Genomic DNA, 24,150 nt, shown 5'->3' on the forward strand with positions numbered 1-24,150 from the left:
CATGATCCAGGCCTCCCCCACTCAAGACCTGACCCCACGCCCACCGCGGGGCCGCAGCCCCGCACGCGCGGCCTGGGACCGCTTTGCCGCCCAGCGCGGGGCCCTGGCGGCGCTGATCGTGTTCGGCCTGGTGGCCCTGGCCGCGCTGCTGGCGCCCTGGCTTTCGCCGCACGACCCCCTGCAGCAGTACCGCGACCACCTGCTGCAGCCGCCGCTGTGGATGGACGGCGGCCTGGCCCGCTTCCCGCTGGGCACCGACGAGCTGGGCCGCGACCTGCTCTCGCGCCTGCTGCACGGCGCGCGGGTCTCGCTGGGCCTGGGCCTGGCCTCGGTGGTGCTCGCGCTGGTGCCGGGCATCGTGCTGGGCCTGCTGGCGGCCTTCCATGAGCGCTGGCTCTCGCCCCTGGTGATGCGCAGCATGGACGTGCTCCTGGCGCTGCCGGGTCTGCTGCTGGCCATCTGCGTGATCACCATCCTGGGCCCGGGCCTGATGAACACCGTGATCGCCATCGCCATCGGCGCCCTGCCGGGCAGCACGCGCCTGGCGCGGGCCGCCGCGCTGGCCGAGAAGTCGCGGGACTATGTGCAGGCGGCCCGCGCCGCCGGGGCCTCGTCCTGGCACCTGATGTTCCGCACCGTGCTGCCCAACTGCGCGGCGCCGCTGATCGTGCAGGCCACGCTGGCCTTCTCCTCGGCCATCCTGGAGGCCGCCGGCCTGGGCTTCCTGGGCCTGGGGGTGCAGGCACCCACGCCCGAGTGGGGCGGCATGCTGGCCACCGCGCGCGACGCCCTGCAGCGCGCACCCTGGGTGCTGAGCCTGCCAGGCCTGGCCATCCTACTGACAGTGCTGAGCGTCAACCTCGTCGGCGACGGCCTGCGGGACGCGCTGGACCCCAAGCTGCGACGCGGCTGAGCCCGGCCTCCTGCCTCGGCGCATGCACGAGGTGACGCAGGCACCGACTTCGGTCAAGATGGCCCCGCCCTCCCCTCTCCTGCCAACGCCATGACGCAGTTCGCCTTCCTCAGCCACACCAGCTTCATGAAGCAGCCGCCCGCCGCACCAGGCAGCCGGCCCTTCGGCCTGGCCGGCATCGCCTGGGACGGCTGCGTGACCAACCGCCCTGGCGCCCGCTTCGGCCCACGCGCCATCCGCGAAGCCAGCCACATGCTGTGCGACGGCATCCACCCCTTCTTCGACACCACGCCGGACGGGCATCTCCAGGACCACGGCGACCTGCCCCTGCCCAACACCAGCCTGGAGGGCATGCGCGCCGCGATGATGCCGCTGATCGCACCGCTGATCGCGCAGCAGCACATGGTCTGGCTTGGCGGGGACCACAGCATCACCCTGCCCCTGCTGCGGGCCTACCGCGCCCAGCTGGGCCGGCCCCTGGCCTGCCTGCACTTCGACGCCCACTGCGACACCTGGGAAGACCATTTCGGCGAGCCCAGCGGCCATGGCACCTGGGTCTACGAGGCCCTGCAGGAGGGCCTGGTGATGCCGCAGGGCATGATGCAGCTGGGCATCCGCTCGGCCGGCCAGCGCGAGGCCCGTGACTATGTGCGCGAGCAGGGCGGCCTGATCTACGACGCCCGCAGCCTGCGCGGCCTGGAGAGCCCGGCCCAGCTGGCCGGCGTGCTGGGCGGTATCCACGAGCGCATGGCGGCCCTGGGCCATCCGCCGGTCTACCTCAGCCTGGACATCGACTGCCTGGACCCCGCCTTCGCCCCCGGCACCGGCACGCCCGAGCCGGGGGGCATGAGCAGCAACCAGGTGCTGAGCATCCTCGAGGAACTGGCCGGCCTGCCCTGGGTGGGCATGGACTGCGTGGAAGTGGCGCCGCCCTACGACCACGCCGAGCTCACCAGCTACGCCGCCGCGCAGTTCGTCTGGACCTACCTCTGCGGCCGCCTGGCTCAGGCCGCGCGCTGAAGGTCAGCCGGGATCTCGTAGCGGCGCGACTCACCGTCCCGCGGCACCCACAGCCGATCGCCCAGTCCGGCGGCCTCCCGCCGCACGTCCTCGCGGCTCACCGGGCAGTGATCCAGGGCCTCCAGGTGGTTGACCACCAACTGGCCGGCAAACAGCCGCCCGGCTTCGGCCACCTCGGCCGCGTCCATCAGGATCTCGCCGCCCAGGTCGAAGCGGGCGCCGCCGGCAGGCAGCACGGCGACGTCCGGCCTCAGCACCGACAGGCAGTGCCGCACCGGCGCGTGCAGCACGGTATCGCCCGCCACATAGACGCTGGGCTCGCCGGGCATCTCGATCAGGTAGCCCGCGCCATGCGCCATCAGCCGCCCCACCCAGCCGCGGCCGTGCAGGCAGGGGATGGGCGTAATGCTGCCGCCCAGGAAGGGCTGGCGCTGCAGGCCTGCCAGGGGCTGCGCCTGCAGGCCGCGGGCCGCCAGCCAGGGGGCGTCGTCCGGCATGCAGACCACGGGCAGGCTGCGCTCGCGCAGATAGCGTCGGCCCGCGCGGTCCAGGTGGTCGAAGTGGCCCTTCTGGCAATGCGTGATCAACGCATGGGAGGCGCGCTCCAGCGCCGGCCCGGCCGCGTCGGGCAGGGGCACCAGGGGATTGCGCCGCCGCGTGCCGCCCAGGTAGCGCAGGCTGGGCAGAGTGCCGGCCTCAGCCAGCATGGGGTCCACCAGCAGTGCGATGTCGTGGCCGCCGACGTGAAACTCCAGCAGCACGGTGGCATTGCGGATCTGGGTGATGTTCATGGCAGGGCTCGCGCAAGGCGCCGGGAGTGGTCGTGGGATGGATTGTTCAAAGCCGGCCTCGGACCCACAATGGCGCAATCCGCCAATTTCCTGCCGATTCAAGCCACACCATGCCCGGCCCGCCGCTGACCCTGGGGCTGCTGCTCTTCGAAGGCTGCATGCCCGCCGGACTCTTTGCCGCCGCGGACCTGGCCCGAGCGGCCAATCTGCGCGCGGGCTGCGAAGCCTTCCGCCTGCACTGGGTCAGCCTGGATGGGCACCCCGTCAAGACCTGGCAGGGCCCCACGCTGGCCGCCGACGCCGCCCTGGCCGACGCCCGCTGCGAGGCCTGGCTGCTGCCCGGCCTGTGGACCGACTCGCCTCAGTCCCTGGCGCGCCAGTTGGCCACTCTCGATCCCCTGGTGCAGGCCCTGCGCCGGCTGCCCAAGAGCCAGCCGCTGTGGAGCTATTGCGCCGGCGTCGCCCTGCTGGCGGCCGCCGGACGGCTGGATGGCCGGGATGCCACCGCCACCTGGTGGCTCAAGCCCGGCCTGAGCGCCCGCTTTCCGCTGGTGCACTGGCGCTTCGACGAGCTGCTGGTGTCCAGCGGCCCCCTGCGCACCGCCGCCGGCCCCCACGGCTACCTGCCTTTGATGCTGCAGGCACTGGCCGAGCAGCTGGAGCCCGCGGCGCTGCGCGACATCGAGGCCGTGCTGATGCTGCCACGCCCGCAGCAGTGGCCCGCGGTCTTCCGCCCCGTGGAACTGATGGGCCAGTCCGACGAGGCCCTGCGCCGCCTGATCGTCTTCGCGCAGCGGCAGCCGGCGCAGGCGCTGTCGCTGGCGGCGGCGGCGCAGGCGCTGGGCCTGTCGGTGCGCAGCCTCAGCCGCTGGCTGCCGGCGCAGACTGGCCTGCCCGCCGGCCAGTGGCTGCGCCTGCTCAAGCTGCGCCAGGCGGCGGAGCTGCTGTGCGAATCCACCCTGCCCGTGAAAACCGTTGCCGAGCAGCTCGGCTATGCCAACGAGGCCGGGCTGCACCGCAGCTTCCAGGCCCTGCTGGCCTGCACGCCTGGCGAGTTCCGCCGCCGCCACACCCGCCTGCCCTCGCCTGCGGGCGCCCGCGCATGAGCCCCCTCGCTTGGACCTGTCACGCGCAGCGCTCACAATGGCAGCCCGCTCCCACCTGCCACGCGCCCCTGAGCTGATGTCCCGTCATGGTCTGTCCCTGCTGTTCGGCCCACTGCTGCTGCTGACGGCGGCCGCTGCCGCTTCGGCCCCGGCGGCGCTGCCTGCGGGCAAGCCCATCGTCTACTGCAGCGAGGCCAGCCCCGAAGGCTTCGACCCGGGCCTGTGGGACAGCAGCAGCACCAACAATGCGGTGCGCCAGCTCTTCCAGGGCCTGCTGGGCTTCGAGCGCGGCGGCACGGCCCTGGTGCCGCGCCTGGCGCAGCGCTGGACGGTGTCGGAGGACGCGCGGGTCTTCACCTTCGAGCTGCGCCGCGGCGTGCGCTTCCACACGCGGCCCTGGTTCACGCCTTCGCGCGAGTTCAATGCCGACGACGTGCTCTTCACCTTCGGCCGCTTCCTGGACCCGGCCCATCCTTTCAACAAGGCCCTGCCCGGCAACTTCATCTACCCCAACAACCTGGGTCTGGCGAAGCTGGTGCAGAAGCTGGAGAAGCTGGACGAGCACACCGTGCGCTTCACGCTGCGCGAGCCCAACGTCGTCTTCCTCAGCTGGTTCGCCATGCCCTTCGCAGGCATCCATTCGGCGGAATACGCGCAGCAGCTGCTGCAGCGCGGCGAGCCCCACAAGCTCAACAACGCACCCGTCGGCACCGGCCCCTTCGCCTTTCGCAGCTATGCCAAGGACGACGTGCTGCGCCTGGAGGCCAACCCCAGCTACTGGGCCGGGCCGGTGCGCACACCCAAGCTGATCTTCAGCATCGCGCGCGAGCCCAATGTGCGCATCCAGAAGCTGCTGGCCGGCGAATGCCAGGTCAGCGCTCCGGCACGCGACATCGACGTGCCCGTGCTCGCCAAACGGGCCGACATCCAGCTGCTGCAGGTCCAGGCCCTCAACATCAGCTATCTGAGCTTCAACCTGGCGCGTGCGCCCACCAACGTCCGCGCGGTGCGCGAGGCCCTGGACATCGCCATCGACCGCCCCGCCCTCTTCAAAGTACTGTTCCCGCGCGGCGACGCCACGCCGGCCACCAGCGCCTTCCCGCCCGCCATCCCCGGCTTCGACAAGAGCCTGCGCAACGAGCACGACCCCGAGCGTGCCCGGCGCCTGCTGGCCGAGGCGGGCTTCCCGCAGGGCTTTGCCATCGACCTCTGGGCCCTGCCCATCGCGCGGCCCACCAATCCCAACGGCCTGCTGCTGGCCCAGATGATCCAGCAGGACTGGGCGCGCATCGGCGTGCGCGCCACCATCAAGACCTATGAGTGGGGCGAGTACCTCAAGCGCGCCAACAAGGGCGAGCACGACGTCTACATGAGCGGCTGGAGCGGCGAGAGCGGCGATGCCGACGAGTTCCTCACCCCCAACCTCAGCTGCGCGGCCAACCGCAGCGGCGTGAAGTTCTGCCATGCCGAGTTCGAGCGCCTGATCGACACCGCCCGCGCCACGCCGGACCCCGCCCGGCGCGCCGCGCTGTACGTCGAGGCCCAGCGCATCTTCAAGCGCGAGCGGCCCTGGATTCCCTTCGCGCATTCCACGCTGTACCTGCCGGTGCGCGCGGACGTGAAGGGCTTTGTGATCAACCCCAATGGCGGGGTCGAGTTCGAGAAGGTCTGGCGCGAATGACAGCTCCCCCGATACCCATGATTGCCTGCGAGGACCTCGCCACGCACCCCGACTTCCAATCGCTGCGTGGCATGCCGGAGATCGACCTGGACCTGCGCTACGCCACGCCGGACAACTTCGTCAGCCGCGACGTCTACGGCCCGCTGGACTGTGCCTACCTGCGCAAGGACGCAGCCGATGGCCTGCAGCGCGCAGCGCGGTGGCTACAACGGCAGCGGCCGCAGTGGCAGATTCGCGTCTTCGATGCCCTGCGCCCGCAGCGGGTGCAGGAGGCCCTGTACGCCGAGCTGGCCGGCACGCCGCTGACCCTGTACCTGGCCCACCCCGAGGCCGGCTCCCTGCATTCATTCGGTGTGGCGCTGGACGTCGGCCTGCTGGACGAGCAGGGCCAGGAGCTGGACATGGGTTCGGGCTTCGACGAGATGTGCCTGCTGTCCCATCCCGACCACGAGGCCGAGCACCTGGCCCAGGGCCTGCTGACGGCGCAGCAGCTGGTGCACCGCGGCTGGCTGCGCGCGGCAATGCGCGCCGGGGGCTTCCACACCATCGCCACCGAGTGGTGGCACTTCGAGTTCGGTGACCGCGAGCAGGCACGCGCCACCCTGCCCCGCGTGCTGTGAAGGAGCCCCGCATGGACCGCCGCCATTTCCTGCAGACCTTGCCCGCCGCCGCCCCGCTGGGCGCCCTGGGCACCGCGGCCGGCGCCGTCCCCATGACGGCGGAGCGCCTGCCCGCGCTGCGGCCGCGCCGCCTGCGCCCCGGGGACGCCATCGGCCTGATCAGCCCCGCCAATGCCAGTTTCGAGCGCGAACCCGTGGCGCTGGCCATCGAGGCCCTGCAGGCCCTGGGGCTGAAGGTGCAGCTGGGTGCGCATGCGCTGTCTCGCCGTGGCCAGTTCGGCGGCAGCGATGCTGAACGCGCCGAGGACATCCACCGCTTCTTCGCCGACGACGGCATCGCCGGTCTGCTGGCCCTCACTGGCGGCTCGGGCTGCGCGCGCATCGTGGACCGTCTGGACTACGGCCTGATCCGCCAGCATCCCAAGTTCTTCGGCGGCTTTTCCGACGTGACCTGTCTGATCAACGCCATCCAGCGCCGGACCGGGCTGATCACCTTCCACGCGCCCTTCGCCGGCTCCACCTGGACGGCCTTCACCACCCGGCACTTCCGTGCGCTGGTGATGGAGGGCGAGGCCCCGCTGCTGCGCAATCCCGGCGGCGAGGCCGGCGGGGACCTGGTCCAGGCCCACGACCGCGCCTGGACGGTGCGCAGCGGGCGCGCCCGCGGGCGCCTGGTGGGCGGCAACCTGGCCGTGCTCAGCGCCATGGCGGGCTCGGCCTACTGGCCGGATTTCGACGGCGCGATCCTCTTCCTGGAAGACATCAACGAGTACATCTACCGCGTGGACCGCATGCTGGCCACCCTGCGTCTGGCCGGCGCCTTGCGTTCGCTGGCGGGCGTGGTGCTGGGCCAGTTCACCAAGTGCGAGCCCGGCGACGGCAACTACGGCACGCTGACGCTGGACGAGGTCTTCGAGGACTACTTCGGCGCCCTGGGCGTGCCGGTCTATCGCGGCGCGATGATCGGCCACATCCCGCGCAAGTTCACGCTGCCCATCGGAGCCGAGGCCGAGATCGACGCGGACGCCTGCACCCTGCGCCTCCTCGCGCCCGCAGTGACTTGAGCATCGGCGCTCAGTTGCAGGGCGCCGCCGGCAGGGCGTAGGGCTGCAGCAGCTCGGCCATGCGCCCGCTGCGGCACAGCTGCTGCAGGCTGCGCTGGAAGCGCTGGTGGTCGGCCGCACTCATGCGCTGGCGGCTCAGGCCGAAGTGGTAGCCGAACTGCTTGACCGCGCCCACGGCCTGCAGGGGCGGCATCTCGTTCTGAGCGCTGAGCCACAAGGCCACGGCCTCGTTCATCAGGACCAGGCCCTGAGCGCCGTAGCGCCCGGCATGCAGCAGGCGCAGCACGGTGAGGTTGTCACGCTCCATCATCAGCTGGACCTTGAGGCCCTGGCTCAACTCCTCCAGCATCAGCGAGGTGCCCGAGGGCCCGTAGGCGGCCACGGTGCGGCCCTCCAGCGAGGCAGGCCCCTTGTACTGCAGGCTCTCGCCCTGGCGGCCGAACAGGGTGTAGCGCGCCTGCACCACGGCCGGCGAAAGCGCGAAGTACCTGCGCCGCTCCGGCGCGTCGACGACGGTGAAGAGGCCGTGGGCCTCGCCCTGCTCCGCCAGTGCCAGGGCGCGGCGCCAGGGCATCACCTGGACCTCGCAACGCCAGGCCAGTTGCTCGCAGACCTTGTTGAGCACGTCCACCATGGGGCCGGCGGGCTGCCCGGCACGCTCGTAGGTGTAGGGCGGGAAGGGTTCGGTCAGGAAGAGACGCCTAGGGCCGGCTGCCGCCTGCAGCACCGGCCACAGGAGCAGGGCCGCACCGCACAGCAGGCGCCAGGCCGCGCGGCGGCCGCGAGGGCGGGCGGGGGCGGGCCGCGGCGTCATGGGCATGGGGTGCAGTCTCCCAGGATGAGGTGCCAAGCATAGGGCCTGCGGGGCGCGCATCCAGCCGGGCAGGCCCGGGGCCGCGCCTCAACGCGGCATGCGCACCACACAGGCCGAGGCCGGCAGCGCATAGGGGCGGATCAGCGCGGCATTGCGCCCGTTGCGGCAGTTGGCCTGCAGGGCCTCGTCGAAGCGCTGGAAGTCAGCCTCGGTGAGCCGGGCCTTCACCAGCCCGAAGCCGTAGCTGATCTCGCGCGCCACGCCAGCCATCTGCAGGCCCTGCAGCTGCTCCTGCTTGAGCAGCCACAGCGCCACGCTCTCGTTGACGAAGGCCAGGCCCTGTTCGCCATAGCGGCCATGGACCAGCTTGCGCAGCACGGTGGCGTTGTCGGGCTCCACATGCACGGAGACGGGGGGGCCATCCTGCAGCAACTCATGGAGGGCGATGGACGAGCCCGAGGGCCCGTAGACGCCCAGCTCGTGGCCCTCCAGGCTGGCCGGTCCCTCGTAGCGGTAGCTTTGACCGCTGCGGCTGAACAGGGCGTAGCGGGCATTCAGCACGGGGCTGCTGAAGTGGAACAGGCGTTCGCGCTCAGGGGTCTGCAGCAGGGGGAAGAGGCCGTCCAGACGGCCGGCCTCGGCCTCGGCGAGGGCGCGGCGCCAGGGCAGCAGGCTCAGCTCGCAACGCCAGCCCAGGCGCTCGCAGGTGGCGCGCAGCACCTCCACCATGGGCCCGCTGGCCCGGCCCTGGCGCTCGATCACGTAGGGCGGAAAGGGCTCCGTCCCGAAATGCAGCAGGGGCGGCGGCTCGGCGGCCGCGCTGGGTCGGGCCAGGAGAAGGGTCAGGGTCAGGCTCAGTGTCAGGACCAGGGGCTTCATGGCGCCCAGCATAGCGCCAGGGCAGCCGGCTGCGGATCAGGACTGGCCCGCCAGCCAGTCCACGATCCGGTCCAGCGCCGGGCGACCCACCCAGAGCGCCGCCTCGTCATTGAGCATCAACACCAGCACCCAGGAGCGCCCACGGCGGTCCTGCACCAGACCCGCGAGCGAGACGACATTGCGCAAGGTGCCCGTCTTGAGCCGCGCCCGGCCCTGGACGGGCGAGCCCTGGAAGCGGCGGGACAGGGTGCCGTCGACCCCCGCCAGCGGCAGGCCGGCCAGCCAGTCCGGCGCATGGCGCCCCTGGACCGCCTGGCGGATCACCGCGGCCAGCGTGTCGGCGCTCAGACGCTCGCTGCGCGAGAGGCCGGCCCCGTTGTCCGGCACCAGCTCGGGGGCGGCGATCTCGTGCGCGGTCAGCCAGCGCTGCACGGCCTGGGCGGCCCGCTCGCGGGTGGGCAGGGCCGCGTCACCGGCCACTGCGGCAGCCGCCTGCTCCCCCAGGCGAAGGTAGACCAGGCGCAGCTGCACATTGTCCGAGCGCTTGAGCGCTCCGCGCAGCACTTCCGCCAGGGGTCGGCCCCAGCGGGTCTGCAGCACGCGAGCCTCGGCGGGCGCACGGCCGCTGCGCAGCTCGCCGCTGAGGGTGCCGCCCAGGGACTGCCACAGCTGGCGCACCGTCTCGCCCAGCTGCCACTGGCGATCGAGCAGTTGCAGTGCCTGGCTCACCCGGCACTCCACCGGGAAGCGACCGCTGAGTCGCAGGCGCGGCGCGGCGCCCCCCTGCCCCGGCTCGAAGCGCGGCTGCAGGGGCAGCACATCCCAGTGCCGGCAGGGGGCCTCGGCCAGGCTCAGGCCACTGGTGTCCACCGGCAGCTCGGGCCAGGCCGGCAGCCGCGCCTGCACGGGCCCCTCGGCGCCGCTGGCGAGTTCCAGGAGCTGAACACCGCCGTCCAGCAGCAGGGCATCGGGCACGACGTTGTAGGGGAAGAGGGGCGTTTCGTCGAAGTCCGGGGCCTGCTGGTCCTCGCGCTCGGGCAGGAAGAGGCTGCGGTCCAGCACCAGGCCGCCGCGCAGCTCGCGCACGCCGGACTGGCGCAGGTCCCGCAGCAATTGCCAGAGGGCGGCGCTGTCAAGCTCGCCGTCACCGCCGCCGCGCAGGTACAGCGGCGTCTCGAGGACGCCCTCGCGCGGGATGCCCGTGCTGAGCAGATCGGTCCGGGTGCGCGCATTGGGACCCAGTTGGTCCAGGGCGACCGCCGCGGTCAGCAGCTTGGCCACGGAGCCCGGCACCATGGGCTTGTCCGCCTGCCAGGCATAGCCGGCCTGGGGTCGATCCAGGGGGAAGGCGCGCAGGGCCAGGGCCTCGGGCGGCAGGCCGGCGCGCTGCAGAGCGGCGGCCACCGGCGGCGGCAGCTTGCTGGCGGCCTGGGCCGGGGCGATCAAGCCGACACAGCTCAAGGCCAGCAGGGCGGCCTGCGCCAGGCGGCGGGACCGAGGGGGGCGTGAGACGGGAGCGCGGCGGTGCATGGACCGCAATGTAGCGCCCGGGCAGCATCCGGATGGTGCGAGGCCGCCCGGGGCGGAGGTGGGCGACCGTCAGCGCAGGTAGTCGGAGACGCCGTGGCGGAACTTGTCCTCGAACTGGGACTGGCACTGCTCCCATTCCTCCAGCGTGGAGTCCTGGACTTCCAGGCCGTCGATCTTGCTGGCACCGACGATGTTCAGGGGCCTCGCGATGGCGTTCATCGCGCTGCGGCCCAGCTGGGCCATGCGGGCCATGCCGGTCTCGGGATGTGCGGCCCCGCGGGGCTTGATCAGCTGTGCCATGGTCCACCTCGACGGCTTCAGTGATGGATCCAGTGTGCGCCGCACGGGGCGTGAATGCCATCGCATCTGCGGCGCAGAAGCCCCCTGTTTCAGGGGACCGTCACCTGTTGAGGTGGCAAGGCGGAGGTGGCAGGGCGGAGGTGGCAGGGCAGGCGCCCGGGCTCAGGGCCGGGGCTCGACCTGGGTGGCGACGAAGTCGCGGATCTGGTCGACCATGGGCTGCACGGCGCGGGGGGCGTCGATGTCACCGGCCAGGACGTGCTGACCTGGCGACTCGCTGTAGTCGACCTCGATCAGCTGCTTGCGCGGGCTGCCGATGCGCTCGAAGGCCGCGCGGGCCTCGGCGACGTCGATGACGGTGTCCCGCGGGGACATCATCATCAGCGTGGGCGCCTGGATCTTGCCCAGCTCGCTGCCGCGCACGCGCTCGACCAGGGCCATCATGGGGAAGAGGGCCTCGGTGGGGTAGCGGTGGGTCCAGAAGCGCGCCTTGCGCTCGTTGGCCGGTGCTTCCTGGTACTCGGCGCCCTGCACCAGCCGGGCGATGCTGCGGCCCCAAGGCCAGTTGATGACGCCGGCCAGGGGGTCGCGGGGGCCGAAGTTGGGCGAAACCAGTACCCAGCCGGCCACGTCCTTGGCTTCCTCGCGCTGGGCCAGCCAAGCGGCCAGGGTGGCGCCGGTCGAGGCCCCCACCACCAGCACGCGCTCGCCGATGCGCTGGCCCACCTGCAGGGCTTCCAGCGCGTCGGCCTTCCACTGGCCCAGGCTGGCCTGGGCCATGGCCTCGCCGGGCAGGCCATGGCCGGCCAGGCGGGTGTAGAAAGTGTTGCCCCCCAGGGCCTGGGCCAGGCGCTCGGGCACGGGCGCCATCTCCTGCCGCGTGGCGCTGAAGCCGTGCAGATAGACGACCGCCCAGGGCGCACGCTGGCGGCCCTTCTCGCCCCAGACGATGCGTTTTTCCGTCTGCGGCGTCAGGCCGCCCACGCGCGCTTCGCTGGCAGCCAACTGGGCCTCCAGCGCCTCCAGCTGCTCGGGCAGCTGGACGGGGTTCGTGGGGGCGGGCTCCCAGGCGATCTCGCCATTGCGGGGGCCGATGGAAAAAACCAGGCCGCAGGCCAGCAGCGCCAGCGAGGCGCCCCAGGCGATGCGGCCTGCGCGGCTCACGCCAGCACCGCGGCCATGGCGTTGGCCACGGCTTCCACGTTCTTGGTGTTGAGGCCGGCGACGCACATGCGGCCCGAGCGGACGAGGTAGACGCCGAACTCGTCCTTCAGGCGGTCCACCTGCGCGGGCGTCAGGCCCGTGTAGCTGAACATGCCGCGCTGGTGCAGGAAGTAGTCGAAGTTGCGGCCCGGCAGCTTGGCGGACAGCACCTGGTGCAGGGCGTTGCGCATGGCAAGGATGCGCTCGCGCATCTCCTCGACCTCGCCTTCCCACAGGGCGCGCAGGGCCGGGTCGCCCAGGACCTTGGCCACGAGCTGGCCGCCGTGCATGGGCGGGTTGGAGTAGTTGCGACGGATGGTGGCCTTGAGCTGGCCGAGCACGTGCGTGGCCTGCTGGGCGTCAGGGCAGACGACCGACAGCGCGCCGCAGCGCTCGCCGTAGAGGCTCATGTTCTTCGAGAAGCTATTGGCCACGAAGAAGGACAGGCCCGCGTCCGCCATGGCGCGAATGGCGAAGGCGTCCTGCTCCAGGCCCTCGCCATAGCCCTGGTAGGCGATGTCCAGGAAGGGCAGCAGCTCGCGCTGCTTCAGCAGGGGGATCAGGGTGTCCCACTGCACGGGAGTGAGGTCCACGCCGGTCGGGTTGTGGCAGCAGGCGTGCAGCAGCACCACGCTCTTGGCGGGCATGGCCTGCACGGCCTCCAGCAGCTCGTTGAAGCGCACGCCGCCGCTGACCGGGTCGTAGTAAGGGTAGGTCTTGACCGCGATGCCCGAGCCTTCGAAGACGGCACGGTGGTTGTCCCAGGTGGGGTCGGAGACGTAGATCGCGCTCTCGGGGAAGTAGCGCTTGATGAAGTCGGCGCCGACCTTCAGGCCGCCGCTGGAACCCACGCTCTGGATGGTGGCCACACGACCGGCCTTGAGGACCTCGGCATCACGGCCGAACAGCAGGGCCTGCACCTCGCTGCGGAAGGCGGCCAGGCCTTCCATGGGCAGGTAGGGGCGCGCACCCGCGGACTCGACCACTGCCAGCTCGGCCTTGCGGACCGAATCCATCATGGGAATGCGGCCGTCGTTGTCGAAATAGATGCCAATGGACAGGTTGATCTTGCCCGCGCGCGGATCCTTCTGGAAGGCTTCGTTCAGGCTGAGGATGGGGTCGCCAGCGTAGGCGTCAACGTGTTGGAACATGGCAAGTCACTCCGGGGTCTGAGACAGCCTGCCATTATGCGGCCCGGGGCCTGGCGAGAGGCCGCGCGGCCCGCACCCCAGCCCCGCCACGGCCTGGCAGGCGCCTTCGTCCCTGATGAGGGGAGGCTTGCCCCGCGCTGGCTGTGCCGCGGGGCTACTGCGCGGGAGTCTATGCCAGGGGATGGGCCGTGTTCGCGTGCCGAAGGGCACCCGTCAGCCGCCATATCCGCTCGATCCTGTCGACGCCAGCCAGTGCGCGAATCGCCCATGCGGATGCGACCAGGCCAGGGCCTGGGACTCATGACCGGCACGACGCCATTGCCACAGCGTGGCGCTGCCGGCAGACACGCCCTCCGGACGAGGCGGCAGGACGGCGGCAGCCGGCCAGTCGCTGTCGGACAGGGACTCTGCCGAAAGCCACCACAAGCCCCGCTGCGCCATCAGCTGCTCCACGCGCTGCCGATGGCGGTGGCGGTCGGCAGCCTGAAAGTAGTAGAGCACCCAGCTGTGGAACAGCACGGGCTGCACGCCCGGCGGCAGCCCGTCCAGCCAGACCTCGAGCAGCGCCAGGCCATCGGCCGCCGCCCGCACCGGCCAGGCGCGCCGCCGCGCCAGCGCAAGGGCGGACTGCAGGCGCTCGCGGCGTTCGTGGTCATGCGGCCAGAGGCAGGCCAGCAGCCAGCGGGCGTCGTCCGGCTCGGCGGCGTGCAGCGGGCTCAGGTCCACGCCCTGGCGCTGGACCAGCTCGAAGCCCGCCTCCGCCCTGGGCAGCGCGCCCTGCCAGCGGCAGCTGATCTGCGGTGCTGCCAGATCCGCGAGAGCACCTGCCTCGACCACACGACCGTCCTCACCGAGGTAGCGGTAGCGGTAGGCATCCACGCCGAGATTGAGCCCGGCACTGCAGCCGAAGTCGAACAGGGCCAGGCGCCGACGCCCGCCGGCCCGGGCCATATGCTGCAGGGCGGGCCACAGCAGGGCACATCGGCCGATCTCGTTGGTCTGGGTGGCCCGTTGACGCAGCAGGGCGCGCAGAGCCGCTTCATGTTCGGCAACAAAGCCGGCCAGGACGATGGACAGGGCAGCGTCCGGCAGCCGTCGACCGCCCAGGGACGGGAAATAGCCGGCCAGTTCCGACTGCGGTGAGGCCATCACCAGGGCGTGCAGAGCCGCCAGGTAGAGATTGGGCCGCGCCTGCTCGGGCGGTGCTTCGTCCATCAGCGCCAGCATCGCCGGCTGCGCCGCCAGGGCCCGGCACAAGGCCTGGTAGAGAGGATCCTCCGGACAGTCCTCGGCGGCGAAACGCAGAAACAGGACGACCCAATCGGAGCGCGGCGACGGGATGCGGTCCAGGGCGGCGGCGGCAGAAGAAGAAGTCATGCACGAAGCTTAGGCGGCCAAGGCCCCAAACATGGTCGGCTACCCGACAATCTTCAGATGCCTGCCCCGCCCCGTCGCCCTGCGAAGAAAGCGTCGCCCCCTTGCCCTGCCGGCCGCCCACGCGGGGAGCTGCGGGCAGCCCTTGCGGCCATGCTGGACGCACTGGCCCCCGGCCTCGCCCTGGACGAGGCCCACTGGCAGGCCCTGGCGCCGCTGCTGCGCCTGCAGCACCTGGAGCCGGGGCAGGCGGTCCTGCTGCAGGGGCATCTGCCCCAGGCCTTCTACGCCGTGGCGCAAGGCGAGATCGAGGCGCGCTTCAGCAGCCTGGACGGCCAGGTATCGGTGCTGGAGTCGGTACGGCCTCCGCGGCTCTTCGGCCTGGCCGGCTTCGTCTGCCGCCAGCCCTCGCGCTACGAGGCCGTCGCCCTGAGCCCCAGCGAGCTGCTCGCCATCGGCCCCGCGGCCTACACCTGGCTGATGGACGAGCTGCCCGGCTTTGCCCGTGCCCTGATGCAGGAATTTGCAGGGCGCTATGCCGGCACCCTGGGGCTGCTGGCGGCCTCGCGCCATGCCACGGCGGCCGAGCGCCTGCTGCTGGGTCTGCAGCAGCTGGACCAGCAGCGCGGCGAAGACCTGCCTGGGGAGCCCGGCTGGCGGCGGCTGCAGGCCAGCCAGGTGGAGCTGGCCGCGCTGGCGAACGTCTCTCGCCAGACCGTCAACGAATGGCTGGGCCAGTTGGCCGGCCAGGGGCGGCTGCGCCAGGCCTATCGCTGCATCTTCTGGCGACCCAGCGTCTGAACCGGCCCATGCCGGTCCGCCCCCGACAATGCCGGCATGGAAGCCCTCGACACCGCCTGGCCCGCCCCGCTGACCCTGGTCCTTGCCGATTCCGAGCTGCGACAGGCCTGGCATCAGGACGGGCAGTGCGGGATCGAGCTGGCCAGCGCCCTGGTGCGGTGGCCTGACAGCCGCCAGCGCCAACCGCAGCAGGGCTGGGTCTGGCCCTTGCGGCTGCAGTGCTCAGGCGTGCGGGCGTGGCAGTCCCAGGGGCTGATGCCAGGGCGCATCGCCACGGCCGTGCTGCTGCTGGACGATCAGTCGCTGGCCCCTGTCCTGCCCGCCCGGCACGCGGGCCGGCTGAGCCTGGCGCTGGAGTTGACGCACGGCGGGCAGTTGCGCCTGCAGGCCCGCACCTTGTGCATCAGCCTTGAGGGCGCGCAGCTGCGCGAGTCCCTGGCCTGCTGAGCGAGAACGGCAATGCCGGTGGATCAGTCGCCCAGCGCTGCCTCGATGTCCGCACGCAGCGCCTCGGGGGTGTCATTGGGCGCGTAGCGGCGCAGCACCCGCCCGTCACGGCCGACCAGGAACTTGGTGAAGTTCCACTTGATGGCCTGGGTGCCCAGCAGGCCTGGCTTTTCCTTCTTGAGCCACTGCCAGAGTGGGTCGGCCTTGTCGCCGTTGACCGCCACCTTGGCCATCATGGGGAAGCTGACGCCGTAGTTGATCTCGCAGAAGGACGCGATCTCGTCATTGCTGCCGGGGTCCTGGCCGCCGAACTCGTTGCTGGGGAAGCCGACCACGACCAGGCCGCGGTTGCGGTAGTCCTTCCAGATCTGCTCCAGCCCCTTGAACTGGGGCGTGAAGCCGCACTCGCTGGCCGTGTTGACGATGAGCATCACCTTGCCGTGCTCGGACGCCAGCGAGAAGGGCTGGCCATCTATGGTGGTGGCGTTGAAGTCGTAGATCGTCTGTTGTGCCATGGCGCGCTCCTTGGGGAAGCCGGATATTAGCCCTGGCGCCTTTCCAGCGCCGCCAGCAGGGCCGCCCCGACAATGCACAGCCCGCCGACCGCCGTGCGCGCGCCCAAGGTACCGCCGCCCCAGGCCAGCGAGGAGATCGCCGCGAAGGGCACCTCGCAAAGCATCACGATGGCGGTGATGTTGGCTGGCAGCCGGGCTGCCCCATATTGCAGCGACAGGTTGGACAGGAAGAACAGCAGGGCCATGCCCGCCAAGGGCAGCAGCCAGACCGGCGAGGCCAGTGCCGGCCACGGCGCCAGGCCCTGGCTCGCCATCAGCGCCGCCGCCAAGGCCGATACCACCACGCCGCCGCTGAACATGGCCAGTGCGCGAGCCTCGGGGCTGCGACCGGCTTCGCGACGCAGCATGACGTTGTTCAGCGCAAACGCCATGCCACCCAGCACGCCCAGCCAGTCCGGGAGGCTGGCAGGCAGGGGCAGGCCGCCCTGCGCCGGCCCGAGTACCGCCGCCGCTCCGCCCAGGGCCAGAACCATGCGCAGCACGGCGAGGCGGGTCAGGTGCTCGCCCAGGAGCAGCCTCGCCAGCAGCACCGCCCACAGCGGCATCAGGTAGAACAGCAGCACCACTCGCACGACATCGCCCGTAGCGACGCCCCAGTTGAAGAAGGTGTTGGTGGTACCGGCGGCAAGCATGACCACCCACAGGGAAGGCGTGGCAAGCAGCTCGCGCCAGGCCTGGCGCCGTGCGACCAGGATGACCAGCCAGGACAAGGTGTAGAAGCAGACTGTGGCCCACAGCGGGTGGAGCCCCGCGGACTGGAACTGGCGGAAAGGCCACCAGGACAGGCCCCAGACCAGGGCGTTGAAGATCAGACCGAGGAATGCCATGCAGCCAGGTGCGCAAGGGGCGCAAGAGCCCGGCGGATGCGAGTGCCGGGAACCGGAACGGGGAATGGGGTCAGGTCATGCCCCCCTGGCGCAACGGGGCCGTGCGGACCATGTCACTGCTTACAGGGCATGGGTTGGCTCGCTGCAACAACCCCTTGAAATCCACTGGGAAGCCGACACACTGCCGACCCACAATGCCCAGGGTTTATAGCATGGTGTCCAGAGGAAGAACCGTACTCCAATCGGGACGCCGTGCAGCCAGTCTCCGGGAGGCTGGCCACCCTTCGATGAGCCTCATGAACTAGGGAGAGCCCGACTTGGACCACTTGGCCTGCTTGACCCCGGCTGATCTGCAAGCGAAACCGGCACCCGACCTCAGCGGCTACCGCTGGCGACTGCTGGCCCAGGGCGACTCCTGGTTCAGCTTCACCGCCGCGCAGATGAATGCGCATGCCAATCTGCTGGAGGAGCTGGTGTTCCGCGACAAGGCCTTGGCCGTCAACTGCGCCGGCCAGAGCAATGCGCTGAGCCACATGGTGGACCTGGAGTCCGCACCGGAATTCGTGCGCCTGCTCAGCGCCGACGACGCCCCCGCCTGGGACGGCATCCTGCTGTCCGTGGGGGGCAACGATCTGGTCAAGGCGGCCCAGACCCCGGCCCATCTGCCGGACAGCGAGCCCGTGGCCCTGCACCTGCGACTCCTGCGCCGCCAGACCGAATGGGGTCCGCCTTCGGCCGGGGTCGCCCGCTACTTCTCCGAACCTGGCTGGGCCACCTATGCCGACTACCTCAGCGCCAATCTGCGCCACCTGCTGAGCCTGCGCGACCAGGGCCGCTCGGCAGGCAAGCCGGTCTTCATGCACAGCTACGCCGTGCCCATGCCTCGCCCTGCTGGCGCTGAAGACGCTTCCGGCCCCTGGCTCTATCCGGCACTGAAGGCCTATGCCATCCCGGCGGCAGACTGGGCAGCGGTCAGCCGGCTGATGGTCTATCACCTGGCCCAGCTGCTCAAGCGCCTGGCGGCCGACCAGCAGCTCTACCCCGGGCTGCACGTCTTTGATTCCACCGCCGTGCCCCTGGCCCTGGCCGCCCCCGGCTCCAGCGGCAACAGCGGAGACTGGTTCAACGAGATCCACCTGAACCACAGCGGCTGCTTCAAGATCGCCCGGGCCTGGAGCGAGCACATCGAGGGCGTGCTCAACGGGAACACGGGCGGGAAGAAGAAGGCCTGAAGGGCTGAGCGCCGTACGCCGGGCACGGCCCGGCTTCAATGAAAAAGGGGCGCCACACGGCGCCCCTTGCTGTTTCGTGTGCCGGCCCTGGTGATCCGGGCTCAGTGCTTGTCGCTGCGGGCAATGGCCAGCAGGCGCTGCACTTCCTCGGCATGCTGGACACAGTTGTTGCGGTGCCAGCGCTGGATCAGCCACATGGTGCCGGCCACGACCAGGCCGAAGATGGTGATGGCGCCGAAGGCCGACATGCCCAGACGGGTCATGCCCGTGTACAGCGCCCCCAGGCCCAGGATGCAGGCCTGTTCGTTGAAGTTCTGCACGGCGATGGAGCGGCCGGCGCCCATGAGGTTGTGGCCCCGGTGTTGCAGCAGGGCGTTCATGGGAACGACCAGGTAGCCGCCAATGCCGCCCAGCAGAATCAGGAAGGGAGCCGCTATCCACACGTTGTGGATGACATTCATGAAGATCACCAGCAGGCCCATGGCGATGCCCAGCGGCACCACGGCCGTTGCCCGCTCCAGGCGCATGACCATGGAGGCCAGCACCGCGCCCACGGCCGTTCCGATGGCCACCACGCCGACCAGGGTCGACGCCTGGGTGGTGCCATAGCCCAGAGCCGCCGCCGCCCACGCCAGCACGATGTAGCGCAGATTGCCGGAGACGCCCCAGAACAGGGTGGTGGTGGCCAGGGAGATCTGGCCCAGCTTGTCCTGCCAGAGCCGCGAGTTGCAGTTCGCAAAGTCGCGCACCAGGTAGAGCATGTCGCGGCCCATGGGCTGCAAGGCCGTTTCCGTGCGTGGGATGCGCAGGTTGAATACGGCAGCCAGGGCGTAGAGGCTCACCAGCGAAGCGATGGCAGCCTCGGCCGCGGTGTCGATGCCAGTGTCGATCAAGGGCAGGTCCATCGCCAGCAGGTGCGGGGCGATGTGCTGCCCGACGAGTTGGCCGCCCAGCAGCACGCCCATGATGATGGAGGTGATGGTCAGCCCCTCGATCCAGCCGTTGGCCTTGACCAGCTGGGACGGCGGCAGCAGCTCCGTCAAGATGCCGTACTTGGCTGGCGAATAGGCGGCCGCACCAAGGCCAACCACCGCGTAGGCCAACAAGGGGTGAAGGCCCGTCAGCATCAGCAGGCATCCCACGACCTTGATGCTGTTCGAGATGAACATCACCCGGCCCTTGGGCACGGCGTCGGCAAAGGCACCCACGAAGGGCGCCAGGACCACGTAGAACAGAGCGAACATGGGCACCAGGGCAGCACGCTGCCATTCCGGGGACCCGCCGCTGCGCAGCAACTCCACGGCAGCGACGAACAGCGCGTTGTCAGCCAGCGAGCTGAAGAACTGCGCCGCCATGATGGTGTAGAAGCCTTTTTTCATGGACCCGAGCTTGTGAATGCCTGTCTTTTCGAAGCAAAGGAGAGAAAGCCGTGCCCCCGTAAACGCCTCACAAAACTTCACAAGCGGGCCATGCTGCGGCGGGTTTATAGCACGCACACCTGTGCATGCCATGACGTCAGGGGCCTGCGGCTGCAATCCTTCGCAGGCGCAGGGTGCTGCCACCGGGCATGGCGCTGGCCGGCCTGCCTGCTCAGCAGATGGCCTTGCAGCCGCTGCGCCTAGGGCAAACCCTCGGGCTTTGCTGCCACAATGGCGAGCATGCCGCGCCCCATTCAAGCCCTCATCCATCCGTCCCACCTGGCCCACAACCTGGCCCGTGCCCGCGCCTGCACCCCTGATGCCCAGATCTGGGCAGTGGTGAAGGCCAATGCCTACGGTCACGGCGTGGCCAATGTCTTCGAGGCCTTCCGGGCCGCCGACGGCTTCGCTCTGCTGGATCTGGACGAGGCGCAGCAACTGCGCGAGCTGGGCTGGCGTGGCCCCATCCTGCTGCTGGAGGGCTGCTTCGAGGCGCGCGACCTGGAGCTGTGCTCGCGGCTGAAGCTCTGGCACACCGTGCACTGCGAGCAGCAGATCGACTGGCTGGCCATGCACAAGACGCACGAACCCCACCGCGTCTTCCTCAAGATGAACAGCGGCATGAACCGCCTGGGCTTCACGCCGCAGGCCTTCCGCGCCGCCTGGACCCGGCTCAATGCCCTGCCCCAGGTCGACGAGATCTCCCTGATGACGCACTTTTCCGACGCCGATGCCCAGCGCTTTGGCGAGGACGGCATCGCCCACCAGAGGGCAGTCTGGGCCGAAGCCACCCATGACCTGCCGGGCGAGCGCTCGCTCTCCAACAGTGCCGCGACCCTGCGCTACAACCAGCAGCCCGACGTGCGCGCCGACTGGGTGCGCGCCGGCATCATGAGCTATGGCGGCGTGCCGGACTACCCCGAGCACGACATGGCGTACTGGGACCTGCTGCCTGGCATGAGCCTGCGCGCCAAGGTGATCGCCGTGCAGCATCTCCAGCCCGGCGATTCCGTGGGCTATGGCAGCACCTTCGTGGCCGACCGCCCCATGCGCATCGGCACCGTGGCCTGCGGCTACGCGGACGGCTACCCCCGCCACGCCGGCAGCGGCACGCCGGTGCTGGTGGACGGGCAGCCCAGCCGAACCGTCGGTCGCGTGTCCATGGACATGCTGGCAGTCGACCTCAGCGAGCTGCCCAGCGCCGGCTTCGGCTCCGAGGTGACGCTGTGGGGACAGAGCAGCAAGGGCAGCGTGCTGTCCATCGACGAAGTGGCCCGCGCCGCCGGCACCATCGGCTACGAGCTGATGTGCGCCGTCACGAGGCGCGTGCCGGTGCAGGTGGAGCCGCTGAAGGCCTGAGTCTGGGGCGGCATCACCCAAGGCTGGTAGCTGCCTGAAGGCGCTGATTGACGCCTGAATCTGCCGCGGGGCCTGCCCTGAACCTGGCACCGTCCCATCTGACCGGCGACGCCGTGTCGCCGACCTTCGACCGCACGCAGCGCCACACCGCCCCCGCTCAATCAAGTGCACGCAGTCCTGCAGCCCCGTGCAGCCTTGCTGCCGGGGCCTGTTCCGTCGAGGACTTCGTCCCTGTCGGCTGCACCTGCAGTCCAGGGCTTGCGGATTGCAGACCGTCCAAGACGGCTTGGCGCGGCGCACGGAGCGTTTAGGCTAATGCCTGAGAACACGGGGTTCTCGATCACAAGGAGCACACATGAGCAGCATGAGCAGTGAGCTGGAACGCCTGGCGGAACTGCATCGCCAGGGCCAGCTGAGCGACGAGGAGTTCGCACGCGCCAAGGCCCGCATCCTGCAGGGCGAGGCCAACGCCGCTCCCCCACCGGGCGGTGCCCCCTTCGGCAGCCAGGCTTCCGGGCAGGTCCTGCGCCGCAGCCTCAACGACCGCTGGCTGGGCGGCGTCTGTGGCGGCCTGGGGCGCATGACGAATGTGGAGTCCTGGATCTGGCGCCTGCTTTTCGTGCTGACCAGTCTCTGTGTCGGCGGGGGCCTGCTGGTCTACCTGCTGCTGTGGATCTTCGTGCCGGAAGAATGAGGATTGACTTGCCGGGATGATAAAGATTCCCCCTCGGGGTAGCATGGTCATGCACTGGCCCGCTGCGGCCGGCACAACCCCGGGGGTCCATGAAGCGGCTCGTCCATGCCTTCCAGAGGCAGTCACTGTCCCGGCAGCTGGTCCTGCAGCTGAGCCTGCTGGTGACGGTCATGCTGACCGTGCTCACCGGTCTGGCCTATGTCGTGATCGGGCAGGCGGCCCTGCAAGTCGTACCGCCGGTGATGCGGCGCACAGTGGCGCTGCACGCGGCGCAGCAGGGTCAGGTCTTTCTCCAGGCCGAAGCCAGCGTCCAGCGCCTCTCCCGGGAATGGCTGCGGCGCATTGACGAACCTGCCGACGCCGACATCGACCGACGCTGGGCCCAGCTCTTCGAGCGGCAGGCCGACGGCGTCTGGCGCCTGCAGCAGCGTTGGATAGACACCGAGCGAGCGCCCACCTTCTATCTGCAGCATGGGACTCAGGGGCCCGATGCCTCCACGCGGCGGCGTGCCGTCGTCAGCCATCAGCTGCTGGCGGAACAGGGGCCGGCTCTGGTGCCGCCCTTCTTCTCCGTCTACACCGACTTCGTCGAGAAGGGTTTGATGGTCTTTTCGCGTGGCGTGGACTGGGGCCGTAGCGCAACGCCCGCCACCGACAACTTCAGCTACCCGACCATGACCGGATCGGACCCCGCCCGCAATCCGCAACGGCAGCGCTTCTGGACGCCGGTCTACTTCGACAGCGAGGCTCACGCCTGGATGGTCTCGGTGATCCAGCCCCTGGACTGGCGAGGGCGCTGGGTCGGCACCGTGGGCCACGACATCACCATTGACGCCCTGCTGCGGCAGATCATCGACGCCGAGGCGCCCATGGGGTCGACCGCCATGATCCTCAGCGGCGACGGGCAGTTGATCGCCCACCCAGAGCTGCATGAGCGCATCGCGCAGGCCCAGGGACAGCTGGCCCTGAAGGACCTCAAGGATCCTGTCCTGGACCAGGTGCATGGGCTGCTTTCGCGACAGGCCAACAGCCCGGAGGCCAGGGACGGCATGACGGCCGACGGGCGCTACCTGGTGGCCTGGAGCCGCATGCCCGGGCCGGACTGGTGGTCGGTGCGCATCATCCCCCGCGACAGCATCGACCAAGTCCTGCGCACCGTGGTCCGCTGGATGCTGGGCGTGGGCGCACTGGGCCTGCTCCTGACCTTGCTGCTCCTGCGGGGCGTGGTCCGGCGCCGGCTCTACCAGCCGCTGGAGACGCTCAGCCAGGCCATAGAAACCCAGGGCCTGCGAGTGCGCGGCGGCGAGGAGCCCAGCGCCCTGCCCGCTGCTGCCTCGCCGGACCTGAACCGCCTGACACAGGCCTTCGACACCCTGGCTGCCGGGCTGGCGGCCCATCGGAGGGAGGAGCGCAGCGTCCGCAGTGCCCTGGAGCACGAGGTGCAGGAGCGCCGGCAGGCGGAGGAATCCGTGCGCTTGCTCAACCTGTCGCTGGAAGCCCGGGTGCAGGAGCGCGGGCGCCAGCTGCAGCAGGCCCACGAGGAACTGGTGCAGCGCGAGACCCTGGCCAGCCTGGGCTCGCTGGTGGCAGGTGTATCGCACGAGCTCAACACACCCATCGGCAATGCCTTGATGGGGGCTGACACCGCTGCCGAGACCCTGCGCAGCGTGCGCCGGATGCTGGCCGGACCGGCCGTGCGCCGCGGCGAGATGCAGCGCCAGCTGCAGCTCGCCGAGGACAGCCTGCACCTAACCCTGGGCAATCTGCAGCGCAGCGCGGGCCTGGTGCGCGACTTCAAGCAGGTCGCCATTGACCGCGCCAGCCTCCAGCGCCGCCCCTTCCGCCTGCGCCAGGTCTGCGAGGAGGTGGTCCACCTGCTGCACCACACGCTCAAGGGCCAGCAGCACGAAGTGCTGATCGAGCTGCCGGAGGCCCTGAGCCTGGACAGCTACCCAGGCCCCTTTGGCCAGGTCCTGACCAACCTGGTGCAGAACGCCGTGATCCATGCTTTCGGCGAGCGCCAGGGCGGGCTGATACGCATCGAGCTGCTCGCACAGGACGAGGACCGCGTCCATCTCGCCGTCAGCGACAACGGGCGCGGCATTGCGCCCGAGCATCTGGATCAGGTCTTCAAGCCCTTCTTCACCACGCGCCTGGGCCAGGGCGGCAGCGGCCTGGGCCTGCACCTGGTCTACACCATCGTCTGTGATGTGCTGGGCGGACACATCGAGCTCAGCAGCCGCCTGGGCGACGGCACACGTTTCGTGTTGACGCTGCCGCGCGTGGCGCCCACCGGCCCCCAGCACAAGGCCTGATCAGGGCGAAGCTCAAACGCTGCGCGCCAGTGCCAC

The 24,150-nt window shown here is 70.4% G+C and carries 23 protein-coding genes; 12 read left to right on the top strand and 11 right to left on the bottom strand.

Translation table 11 applies throughout. The annotated features are described in order from the left end of the window. The first annotated feature begins 1 nt into the window (after position 1). Both ACS5PK_RS14265 and ACS5PK_RS14270 read left to right on the top strand, forming a co-directional pair. Positions 2-913 carry an ABC transporter permease gene (locus ACS5PK_RS14265; protein ID WP_439440920.1) on the top strand — a complete coding sequence of 304 codons (912 nt, stop codon included), beginning with the start codon at positions 2-4 and terminating at the stop codon, positions 911-913. 90 nt (positions 914-1,003) lie between these two features. After that, entirely contained in the window at positions 1,004-1,933 is a 930-nt protein-coding gene (locus tag ACS5PK_RS14270) for an agmatinase (protein WP_439440921.1), read from the top strand. Here the strand turns inward: ACS5PK_RS14270 and ACS5PK_RS14275 are convergent. Further along, positions 1,918-2,724, bottom strand: a complete 807-nt coding sequence (locus tag ACS5PK_RS14275) for an MBL fold metallo-hydrolase (RefSeq protein ID WP_439440922.1) — start codon at positions 2,722-2,724, stop codon at positions 1,918-1,920. The two genes, ACS5PK_RS14270 and ACS5PK_RS14275, sit on opposite strands and share 16 nt — an antisense overlap. A 110-nt stretch (positions 2,725-2,834) precedes the next feature. Here ACS5PK_RS14275 and ACS5PK_RS14280 point away from each other — a divergent pair, with 110 nt between their 5' ends. Genes ACS5PK_RS14280 through ACS5PK_RS14295 form a run of 4 tightly spaced genes read left to right on the top strand, consistent with a single transcriptional unit; the run spans position 2,835 to position 7,195 of the window. Further along, on the top strand, positions 2,835-3,830 hold the full coding sequence (locus tag ACS5PK_RS14280; RefSeq protein ID WP_439440923.1) for a helix-turn-helix domain-containing protein: 996 nt from the start codon (positions 2,835-2,837) through the stop codon (positions 3,828-3,830). Between the two features lie 37 nt (positions 3,831-3,867). Further along, positions 3,868-5,511, top strand: coding sequence for an ABC transporter substrate-binding protein (locus ACS5PK_RS14285; protein WP_439440924.1), 1,644 nt, complete (start codon positions 3,868-3,870; stop codon positions 5,509-5,511). Further along, positions 5,508-6,131: a M15 family metallopeptidase gene (locus ACS5PK_RS14290; protein WP_439440925.1), complete on the top strand. Its 624-nt coding sequence runs from the start codon at positions 5,508-5,510 to the stop codon at positions 6,129-6,131. The genes ACS5PK_RS14285 and ACS5PK_RS14290 overlap by 4 nt, the downstream gene beginning before the upstream one ends. A gap of 11 nt (positions 6,132-6,142) precedes the next feature. Further along, on the top strand, positions 6,143-7,195 hold the full coding sequence (locus ACS5PK_RS14295; RefSeq protein ID WP_439440926.1) for a S66 peptidase family protein: 1,053 nt from the start codon (positions 6,143-6,145) through the stop codon (positions 7,193-7,195). 10 nt (positions 7,196-7,205) lie between these two features. On the opposite strand, the gene ACS5PK_RS14300 is transcribed toward ACS5PK_RS14295, so the two are convergent. The 7 genes from ACS5PK_RS14300 to ACS5PK_RS14330 all read right to left on the bottom strand — a co-directional run bounded on the left by ACS5PK_RS14300 (position 7,206) and on the right by ACS5PK_RS14330 (position 14,449). Then, positions 7,206-8,015: a substrate-binding periplasmic protein gene (locus tag ACS5PK_RS14300; RefSeq protein ID WP_439440927.1), complete on the bottom strand. Its 810-nt coding sequence runs from the start codon at positions 8,013-8,015 to the stop codon at positions 7,206-7,208. Between the two features lie 81 nt (positions 8,016-8,096). Further along, on the bottom strand, positions 8,097-8,888 hold the full coding sequence (locus ACS5PK_RS14305; protein ID WP_439440928.1) for a substrate-binding periplasmic protein: 792 nt from the start codon (positions 8,886-8,888) through the stop codon (positions 8,097-8,099). Between the two features lie 36 nt (positions 8,889-8,924). Further along, positions 8,925-10,418 carry a D-alanyl-D-alanine carboxypeptidase/D-alanyl-D-alanine endopeptidase gene (gene dacB, locus ACS5PK_RS14310; RefSeq protein ID WP_439440929.1) on the bottom strand — a complete coding sequence of 498 codons (1,494 nt, stop codon included), beginning with the start codon at positions 10,416-10,418 and terminating at the stop codon, positions 8,925-8,927. A gap of 69 nt (positions 10,419-10,487) precedes the next feature. Next, entirely contained in the window at positions 10,488-10,718 is a 231-nt protein-coding gene (locus tag ACS5PK_RS14315) for a hypothetical protein (RefSeq protein WP_439440930.1), read from the bottom strand. Between the two features lie 162 nt (positions 10,719-10,880). Then, positions 10,881-11,882 (bottom strand): alpha/beta hydrolase, encoded by a 1,002-nt coding sequence (locus tag ACS5PK_RS14320; protein WP_439440931.1) that lies wholly within the window; start codon positions 11,880-11,882, stop codon positions 10,881-10,883. Continuing rightward, positions 11,879-13,072 (bottom strand): aromatic amino acid transaminase, encoded by a 1,194-nt coding sequence (locus ACS5PK_RS14325; RefSeq protein WP_439440932.1) that lies wholly within the window; start codon positions 13,070-13,072, stop codon positions 11,879-11,881. Before ACS5PK_RS14325 ends, ACS5PK_RS14320 begins: the two co-directional genes overlap by 4 nt. 213 nt (positions 13,073-13,285) lie before the next feature. Then, positions 13,286-14,449, bottom strand: a complete 1,164-nt coding sequence (locus ACS5PK_RS14330) for a DUF2332 domain-containing protein (protein ID WP_439440933.1) — start codon at positions 14,447-14,449, stop codon at positions 13,286-13,288. A gap of 150 nt (positions 14,450-14,599) precedes the next feature. Between ACS5PK_RS14330 and ACS5PK_RS14335 the strand changes: the two genes are divergently transcribed. Beyond that, positions 14,600-15,247 (top strand): Crp/Fnr family transcriptional regulator, encoded by a 648-nt coding sequence (locus tag ACS5PK_RS14335; protein WP_439440934.1) that lies wholly within the window; start codon positions 14,600-14,602, stop codon positions 15,245-15,247. Between the two features lie 36 nt (positions 15,248-15,283). Next, positions 15,284-15,694, top strand: a complete 411-nt coding sequence (locus ACS5PK_RS14340) for a hypothetical protein (protein WP_439440935.1) — start codon at positions 15,284-15,286, stop codon at positions 15,692-15,694. 23 nt (positions 15,695-15,717) lie between these two features. Here the strand turns inward: ACS5PK_RS14340 and ACS5PK_RS14345 are convergent, their stop codons facing one another. Both ACS5PK_RS14345 and ACS5PK_RS14350 read right to left on the bottom strand, forming a co-directional pair. Beyond that, positions 15,718-16,209: a glutathione peroxidase gene (locus ACS5PK_RS14345; RefSeq protein WP_439440936.1), complete on the bottom strand. Its 492-nt coding sequence runs from the start codon at positions 16,207-16,209 to the stop codon at positions 15,718-15,720. Between the two features lie 26 nt (positions 16,210-16,235). Beyond that, positions 16,236-17,096, bottom strand: coding sequence for a DMT family transporter (locus ACS5PK_RS14350; protein WP_439440937.1), 861 nt, complete (start codon positions 17,094-17,096; stop codon positions 16,236-16,238). A gap of 317 nt (positions 17,097-17,413) precedes the next feature. On the opposite strand from ACS5PK_RS14350, the gene ACS5PK_RS14355 reads away from it, so the two are divergent. Further along, positions 17,414-18,328: a hypothetical protein gene (locus tag ACS5PK_RS14355; protein WP_439440938.1), complete on the top strand. Its 915-nt coding sequence runs from the start codon at positions 17,414-17,416 to the stop codon at positions 18,326-18,328. Between the two features lie 101 nt (positions 18,329-18,429). Here the strand turns inward: ACS5PK_RS14355 and lplT are convergent, their stop codons facing one another. Next, positions 18,430-19,707, bottom strand: coding sequence for a lysophospholipid transporter LplT (gene lplT / locus ACS5PK_RS14360; RefSeq protein ID WP_439440939.1), 1,278 nt, complete (start codon positions 19,705-19,707; stop codon positions 18,430-18,432). 279 nt (positions 19,708-19,986) lie between these two features. Between lplT and alr the strand changes: the two genes are divergently transcribed. From alr to ACS5PK_RS14375, 3 genes are all read left to right on the top strand, one after another. Then, on the top strand, positions 19,987-21,105 hold the full coding sequence (gene alr / locus ACS5PK_RS14365) for an alanine racemase (RefSeq protein WP_439440940.1): 1,119 nt from the start codon (positions 19,987-19,989) through the stop codon (positions 21,103-21,105). A gap of 355 nt (positions 21,106-21,460) precedes the next feature. After that, a complete protein-coding gene (locus tag ACS5PK_RS14370) occupies positions 21,461-21,799 on the top strand; it encodes a PspC domain-containing protein (RefSeq protein WP_439440941.1) in 339 nt (112 codons plus the stop codon). An 89-nt stretch (positions 21,800-21,888) separates the two neighbouring features. Continuing rightward, a complete protein-coding gene (locus tag ACS5PK_RS14375) occupies positions 21,889-24,114 on the top strand; it encodes a sensor histidine kinase (protein ID WP_439440942.1) in 2,226 nt (741 codons plus the stop codon). Positions 24,115-24,150 lie beyond the last annotated feature (36 nt).

Source organism: Roseateles sp. DB2 (genome assembly GCF_051857535.1).
GTDB lineage: Bacteria > Pseudomonadota > Gammaproteobacteria > Burkholderiales > Burkholderiaceae_C > Roseateles_B.

What these genes read in the sequence shown, in the direction of transcription:
- ACS5PK_RS14265 (WP_439440920.1), top strand. Translation starts at nt 2, where the DNA reads ATGATCCAGGCCTCCCCCACTCAAGACCTGACCCCACGCCCACCGCGG.
- ACS5PK_RS14270 (WP_439440921.1), top strand. Translation starts at nt 1,004, where the DNA reads ATGACGCAGTTCGCCTTCCTCAGCCACACCAGCTTCATGAAGCAGCCG.
- ACS5PK_RS14295 (WP_439440926.1), top strand. Translation starts at nt 6,143, where the DNA reads ATGGACCGCCGCCATTTCCTGCAGACCTTGCCCGCCGCCGCCCCGCTG.
- ACS5PK_RS14285 (WP_439440924.1), top strand. Translation starts at nt 3,868, where the DNA reads ATGGCAGCCCGCTCCCACCTGCCACGCGCCCCTGAGCTGATGTCCCGT.
- ACS5PK_RS14370 (WP_439440941.1), top strand. Translation starts at nt 21,461, where the DNA reads ATGAGCAGCATGAGCAGTGAGCTGGAACGCCTGGCGGAACTGCATCGC.
- ACS5PK_RS14335 (WP_439440934.1), top strand. Translation starts at nt 14,600, where the DNA reads ATGCTGGACGCACTGGCCCCCGGCCTCGCCCTGGACGAGGCCCACTGG.
- ACS5PK_RS14275 (WP_439440922.1), bottom strand. Translation starts at nt 2,724, where the DNA reads ATGAACATCACCCAGATCCGCAATGCCACCGTGCTGCTGGAGTTTCAC.
- ACS5PK_RS14325 (WP_439440932.1), bottom strand. Translation starts at nt 13,072, where the DNA reads ATGTTCCAACACGTTGACGCCTACGCTGGCGACCCCATCCTCAGCCTG.
- ACS5PK_RS14330 (WP_439440933.1), bottom strand. Translation starts at nt 14,449, where the DNA reads ATGACTTCTTCTTCTGCCGCCGCCGCCCTGGACCGCATCCCGTCGCCG.
- lplT (WP_439440939.1), bottom strand. Translation starts at nt 19,707, where the DNA reads ATGAAAAAAGGCTTCTACACCATCATGGCGGCGCAGTTCTTCAGCTCG.
- ACS5PK_RS14345 (WP_439440936.1), bottom strand. Translation starts at nt 16,209, where the DNA reads ATGGCACAACAGACGATCTACGACTTCAACGCCACCACCATAGATGGC.
- ACS5PK_RS14375 (WP_439440942.1), top strand. Translation starts at nt 21,889, where the DNA reads ATGAAGCGGCTCGTCCATGCCTTCCAGAGGCAGTCACTGTCCCGGCAG.
- dacB (WP_439440929.1), bottom strand. Translation starts at nt 10,418, where the DNA reads ATGCACCGCCGCGCTCCCGTCTCACGCCCCCCTCGGTCCCGCCGCCTG.
- ACS5PK_RS14300 (WP_439440927.1), bottom strand. Translation starts at nt 8,015, where the DNA reads ATGCCCATGACGCCGCGGCCCGCCCCCGCCCGCCCTCGCGGCCGCCGC.
- alr (WP_439440940.1), top strand. Translation starts at nt 19,987, where the DNA reads ATGCCGCGCCCCATTCAAGCCCTCATCCATCCGTCCCACCTGGCCCAC.
- ACS5PK_RS14350 (WP_439440937.1), bottom strand. Translation starts at nt 17,096, where the DNA reads ATGGCATTCCTCGGTCTGATCTTCAACGCCCTGGTCTGGGGCCTGTCC.
- ACS5PK_RS14280 (WP_439440923.1), top strand. Translation starts at nt 2,835, where the DNA reads ATGCCCGGCCCGCCGCTGACCCTGGGGCTGCTGCTCTTCGAAGGCTGC.
- ACS5PK_RS14290 (WP_439440925.1), top strand. Translation starts at nt 5,508, where the DNA reads ATGACAGCTCCCCCGATACCCATGATTGCCTGCGAGGACCTCGCCACG.
- ACS5PK_RS14305 (WP_439440928.1), bottom strand. Translation starts at nt 8,888, where the DNA reads ATGAAGCCCCTGGTCCTGACACTGAGCCTGACCCTGACCCTTCTCCTG.
- ACS5PK_RS14340 (WP_439440935.1), top strand. Translation starts at nt 15,284, where the DNA reads ATGGAAGCCCTCGACACCGCCTGGCCCGCCCCGCTGACCCTGGTCCTT.
- ACS5PK_RS14315 (WP_439440930.1), bottom strand. Translation starts at nt 10,718, where the DNA reads ATGGCACAGCTGATCAAGCCCCGCGGGGCCGCACATCCCGAGACCGGC.